This window comes from Acinetobacter sp. WCHAc060025 (assembly GCF_004209355.1).
In the GTDB taxonomy this organism is placed as follows: domain Bacteria; phylum Pseudomonadota; class Gammaproteobacteria; order Pseudomonadales; family Moraxellaceae; genus Acinetobacter; species Acinetobacter wuhouensis.
Map to the genome: position 1 here is coordinate 1 of NZ_SGSX01000043.1, position 5926 is coordinate 5926.

6 protein-coding genes are annotated in these 5926 nt (G+C 32.6%); 1 reads left to right on the forward strand and 5 read right to left on the reverse strand.

The window, feature by feature from the left end; all coding sequences use genetic code 11:
* Window positions 1–77: 77 nt before the first annotated feature.
* Window positions 78–602, reverse strand: coding sequence for a hypothetical protein (locus EXE09_RS18315; protein ID WP_130118219.1), 525 nt, complete (start codon window positions 600–602; stop codon window positions 78–80).
* A 364-nt stretch (window positions 603–966) separates the two neighbouring features.
* Window positions 967–1914 carry a replication initiation protein gene (locus EXE09_RS18320; RefSeq protein WP_130118220.1) on the reverse strand — a complete coding sequence of 316 codons (948 nt, stop codon included), beginning with the start codon at window positions 1912–1914 and terminating at the stop codon, window positions 967–969.
* A 254-nt stretch (window positions 1915–2168) separates the two neighbouring features.
* Here EXE09_RS18320 and EXE09_RS18325 point away from each other — a divergent pair, with 254 nt between their 5' ends.
* On the forward strand, window positions 2169–2693 hold the full coding sequence (locus EXE09_RS18325) for a plasmid replication DNA-binding protein (RefSeq protein WP_130118221.1): 525 nt from the start codon (window positions 2169–2171) through the stop codon (window positions 2691–2693).
* A 319-nt stretch (window positions 2694–3012) separates the two neighbouring features.
* Here the strand turns inward: EXE09_RS18325 and EXE09_RS18330 are convergent, their stop codons facing one another.
* The 3 genes from EXE09_RS18330 to EXE09_RS18340 form a co-directional block, all read right to left on the reverse strand.
* Window positions 3013–3696: a recombinase family protein gene (locus EXE09_RS18330; protein WP_130118222.1), complete on the reverse strand. Its 684-nt coding sequence runs from the start codon at window positions 3694–3696 to the stop codon at window positions 3013–3015.
* An 89-nt stretch (window positions 3697–3785) separates the two neighbouring features.
* Window positions 3786–4784 carry a PDZ domain-containing protein gene (locus tag EXE09_RS18335; protein ID WP_130118223.1) on the reverse strand — a complete coding sequence of 333 codons (999 nt, stop codon included), beginning with the start codon at window positions 4782–4784 and terminating at the stop codon, window positions 3786–3788.
* A 114-nt stretch (window positions 4785–4898) separates the two neighbouring features.
* Window positions 4899–5684 (reverse strand): hypothetical protein, encoded by a 786-nt coding sequence (locus EXE09_RS18340; protein WP_130118224.1) that lies wholly within the window; start codon window positions 5682–5684, stop codon window positions 4899–4901.
* Between the last annotated feature and the right edge of the window lie 242 nt (window positions 5685–5926).

Below are 5926 nucleotides of genomic sequence, written 5' to 3' on the forward strand. Positions count from 1 at the left end.
AATTTCACTTAAGTTAGCTAAAAGTTTCTGCTAACTCTAGCAATCCTATTACAAAATAATTTGAAATTTAGTACACCCTACTGAGTTTGGATGACGCCTTGTTTCTTAAATACCAACGATAAATTTTTGTCATCATCAGCCAAATTTGTAGATGAGAACCTTTTTGCTTTGTGGCTGAAAGTATCTGGAACATGAATACACAACTGGTACAAATTAAATGCGACTTCTTCCAAGTCAGTATCATCAGCATTTAAAGAATTTTGATAAATGAGTGTGTAATCTGTACTAACGCTATTAACTACTCCTAAAGCAAAATCAGCCCCCTTATCTGTTAGTATGACTAGCAATACCTTATGGTCGAAACTCATCCTCGCATAGAAAACTTCCTGAGATTTGAGTTCATGAAGCACTTCCGTCAATTCTTCTAAATCTGGATTATCCAGCAACTCGTATAGATAAACCAAGTGACCACGATTCATTGCTTTACATAGTAAGCGATTCATTTTTACTACGTTATTCTCACGATAGTATTTATCCCCTAGCTCACAGCCAAGATAATCATTAGTGATAAGTTGAGATTTTTGATAATGTGATTTTTTCATATTAATTTCCTTTGTATATTTTGATTTATCCCATATTGTAAAATTGGACGTACAGAAACCCCTCAAGTTATAAAAACCTAAGAAGTTAAGTTGTGATGTATCCAATAGAGAGCTTGGGAGTGGTGATGGGCAAAGCCCAAATGTTTAAATCTTCTGATTATTTTTCTAAGAAGATAAGTTATATATTTTAAACACAACACAGAAATAGTGAAAGATACAAAACACACTTTTTTGTATTAATCAAGTAAATTTCACAATTTAATAAAAAATTAAATTAAATCTGAACCAAGAGAGCAACCCAAAAAAGCCCCAATTTAAAGCAAACAGCTAATATCCTTGATTTAGGGGCACTTGTGCACTTTTTTTATTTTAACCATGTATTAATTGAGTTTCGATGAACACCTAACTCATTAGCTATCGCCGTATTACTCATCCCTTTAGTTTTCAATTGCTGTGCTTGTTTTCGTTTATCTTGATATAACATAGATCGTACTGTACCGCCTTTAGATGCACCTAAAGCCCCTTTACGTGTCTGACGATCAATAAACATTGCATAGCAGTGGGGATCACGTTTCCATACCCAACGAGCAATACTTTTAGCAATGCCTTTCATTTCATTATGATTCATGGGTAATGTGAATTGATTGTTCACCTTGCTACATTCAGCAACTACAGCATCGAGCCATTGATTGTATGCTTTACCTCTAAACTTCCTTATCTCAACATAAGCCCACTTACGTACTGTATGGAATACACAGCAATTACGACCAAGCCCCACAGCTTCATCAGGTGCAATAGGCTTATTAATCTGTTTTGATGTTAATTCTAAATGTTCAGCTAATTGATTCAGTGTATAGGGTTCAGAACGTATCGTATATGTTCGCCATTGCTCGTGTACGGCGTTTTTAGTGATTAGACCTGTATAACCTACATCAGCGTTTAAAACGTCCCTGAGAGCGTTATACACGGCGTTACCGTACTGTATTGGTTTTGGTTTACTAGCATCAGTTTTATAGATTGGAGTTGCTAACTGATAAACGTAATGTGAATGTCCGTTTTCAGGATTCTCTACAATTAAATTTGGCGTAGGAACACCTGTCATTGAATAATAAAAATCAATGTACGCCGTGTCGTAATCCAAATCGAATACAAAGAAATGAGTGTAGTAAGGATGGTTTGGTTGTATGTATTTTTTCAGCAATGCTAAATGCTTAGGTAAAATCCTAACGCCATAATTCAAATCATCAGAACAATAGGGTTTGTTCGGTAATTTGTCTGTAAATTGCTCTAAGGCTAATGATAATTGTTGCATTGCATAACGTACCTGTTTGCAAATGCACTTTTGTTCTGTATTATTAAAAACAGATCATGTGCAAACGTGTTCTAAGGATTCAACCTCGTAACTTCTCTACCGCCAAGTTTTGAAAGTTACGGGGTTTTTCATTTTCTAGGCATAGTTTTATCATACTTCCTGTCATAACTAAAACAACTCTTACTCATTAGCTTTGATCAATTTAAATCGGATATGATTCCTTGTAATCAATTATTACTCTTTGTTTATTCCCTATGCCTAAATTTACTGTAGCTGAATTATCTAAAAAATACGGTATTGCTCGTACTTCGATTTATGATCGAATGAAGAATGGTACTATCAGTTATGAGGTAGATAATCAAAATAGAAAGGTGATTGATTTAAGTGAAATGCAACGTATTTACGGTATGCCTGACAATAAGGCTACAAGTAAGCCTGACAATACGGTAACTGACAACACTACAATAGAACTGTACAAGCAATTAATTGAAGAATTAAAACAAGATAAACAATATGCAAAAACTCGTGAAGAGCGTATGTATAAAGAGATTGAATCATTAAAGGACAAGATTGATAACTTAACTTTAGCTTTGGGATATACACCTTTAGAAAATCAGGCTGATAACACGCCTGACAGTACAATTGAACAAATCCGTACAACCATAAACGTACAAGAAACTGAACAACCTAAATCAAATGTTAATGACAAATCTGAATACCGATCACGTACTTTAAAAGATCGTTTAGAGAAAGGACTAAAAGCGTTTTTTAAATCTTGATAATTTACTTCAATCTATATCTATCATGCTTAACAAATCACACTTATTAAAAATTTAAACTATTGAATATTAAAAGAATGATAATTTAATACCATATAAAAAGTATGGGATTATTCAATCATCAATGTTACATGAAATTACTCAATTTCCTTGATCTATATATGCCATTGCCTAACCGATATTTATAGGGGAGGAAATTAATGGATTTTAAATTTTAAAATATATGCGTTTAAAGCTAGATAAAGCACATTTATAGCCCACATAGATTGTTACCGTAGATAAATGGTGGAATGTTTCATAAGGTCTATATCGAGAGTGTTTAAATCGCATGTTTAGCTTTGCTCTCTGTAAGTTTTTTAGCTCTCTTTAAAACATTCTGCAAACTATTCAATCTCCATTCCTTATTGTTTGGGCTTTTAATATTCATCTTGTTTAAGTAATCCACCATTGCACGTTGGCTCATGTTTAAACTTAGCAGCATTGGTGCCATCTCTTTAGCAAAGGTATCTGCTTGTTCCTTACGTTTGCCATTTGTTGCCTTGATATTCTCATGCCCCATAACTCCCATTGGCTCACCACGTGCCTTTTTCGCTTGTAATGCAGATTTAGTACGTTCACTTATCTTTGACGCTTCCCATTCAGCAAAAGCTGATAATTGTGTAAGTACTAATCTTGCATCTGTACCATTTCCCAAATTTGGCAAGTCGGTAAATTCAATATTCACAGTATCAAGTAGTTCAAGAAAAAGCCTTACGTTACGAGCAATACGATCTAACTTGGCTACCAATAGCGTAGCTTTGTTTTTCTTAGCTAAAGCAACTGCATTATTCAATTCAACTCGGTTTACTTTACGTCCGCTATCAATTTCAGTGAATGTACCAACGATCACTGCATCAGATTTTGATTGCAGATACATTTGAACCTGTTGTTCTTGAGCTTCTAAGCCTAAACCCGAAACACCTTGTTTATTCGTTGATACTCGATAATAGAGAACGTACTTCATTCACATGACCCAAATAAGTAATGAACATTTAGTTTTGGGTCAATATACTCAGATTGATATAATTAAACAATCTAAAATCACATCAGTTTCTAAAAACTGATCGGTATTTCTATTTCCTTCAAATCACCTTTTACAATACGAAGTATTTTTAAGTTTAAAGTTTTTGTCTTTTTCAGTTCCTCTGGTTTAACTTTATTAAATTCTTCAGGAGATAAAGTTGTTCGATTATTGATAGAAACAATCACATCACCAACTAGAATATTAGCGTTATAGGCTTTTGAATCCTGAGTAAGCTGATGAACATAAACACCAGTATTACGTTGATATAAAGGTCTTTCATTTATAGGTATGTTTCCCATACGAATACCAAACATATCTGGCTGTTTATAAAATAAATCTTTAACATAAAAAAGAACTATATAATTATAAATAATATCAAAATTATTAGGGTCATCTTCTCTACTATAAGGAATAGATACGTCTGTTTCTTTATAAAATATAACTAAGGTTGCGCCTATTTTTTTAGCTTGTTCAATTACATCATTTTTAAAAAGTTTTCTGTCCATAAACCTACTTGAACCAAGTAGAACATAGCCACTCTCTTCCAAATCATCAAGATCAACATTCGTATCCTTATGATCAATAATCTTTACATTTTCATTAGGTTTTAAATATTCAAAGTGCTTTTTTGACTCGGGCTGTCTATCAATAGGTTTATAGAACTTACTAACATTAGTAACAGTTTTAGCTTGCTCTATACTCAATCCTGAGCTTGATCTTGAGAGAGGAAGAGAAATTAATGGAACATCTGTATAGCGACCATCACTTGTAACTATGATTGAACGTAAGTTTTTATCACTTACTTTTGAAACATCTTTCCGTACATCTAAATCATCATCTCCACTACTTTTTACTTTGGTTACTTTAATTAAAGTTAAGTTCGGATTACTGCTCTTTTTATTGGTAATGACAGTGCTTCCATCTTTATTTTTATATAGGTATATATAAAAATCAGCCTCGACTGAGCCAGCATAAATAGAAAAACTTGATGCCATTAAAAGGCTGAAAGTAAGAATTTTCTTTTTCATAGGAATGTTTTATCTAAGATTTATACAAAATTATATATTAAATAACTTTCTCTACGTGAATGAATGAGCAGGATTACCCACTCATTTTAATTTCATTCACGTACACGCTGTTGCTTAGGCTACTTTAGTGTATTTATCATCATTACAAGCTCTTGATGGTCTTGTATGACCAAAAGAATAACGCTTGAGTTCATCAGGTAGTAAATCTTTTTGTTCAGACTTACAAAGGTAACTTGCTCTGATCATGGCATCATTAAATTCAGTTTTTAGATCATGACCATACTTGTTAATGAAATTGCCATTTTCAGCCTTACTCGCATCCTGAGCTTGTATAGTGCTTTTACAATCCCTGTATCGTAAAAAACCACACTCATTCTCTCCGTGATAACCAATATAGCTAAAGTCACTTTCAGATTCTAACTGAACAACAAAAGGTAATTTATTTAATGTCCGATTTATAATTGAAACTATCTCTCTGTACTCAAATCTATTATTTCCAAAGTCCACAATAAACATAAGGTGAATATGGTCATACTTAAAACTCTTAATCATCTTGGATTCAATTGAATATATGATTTCAATATCAGCAGGCTTACGCTTTCTGACTTTATAGTTTTCTATTTTTTTATCATCAAGTTTTAGATTATTACTATTAATTAAACGAGCATCACGTTCTTTTTCAAAGTTTTTAAATTGACTAATATACGTTTCTTTAATCTTTTGAATAATCTTAGTTGGTAACTGATCTGCTTTAAATTCTACAATGAAGTGCATCATTCTAGGTGACTTCATGTTCTGTCTACATCTTTCTAAGACTTCCCTTGTAGCTTGTACATTGTGGCTTCTATCAGCTTTGTTTAATACATTCTTACCTTTTTGTTTACGTTGTTTATTGATCATAGAATAAATACTTCTCCCTTTATTTATTTAATTAAGATATAACCAATCCATACCTTATTCTTAAAGATAATCTTCTAGTCTTTAACTGTAGATATATTCTTAGACTACTGTTAAAAGTGCGCCAATTTTTTAGTGCTTTTAAAACAAAAGATCCCCATACCAAAACAATTAACAATTGCGATGGATTATTGAATCCGTAAGGCTTTATGGGGAATAACTATTGCTTATGTGCTATTGAAATA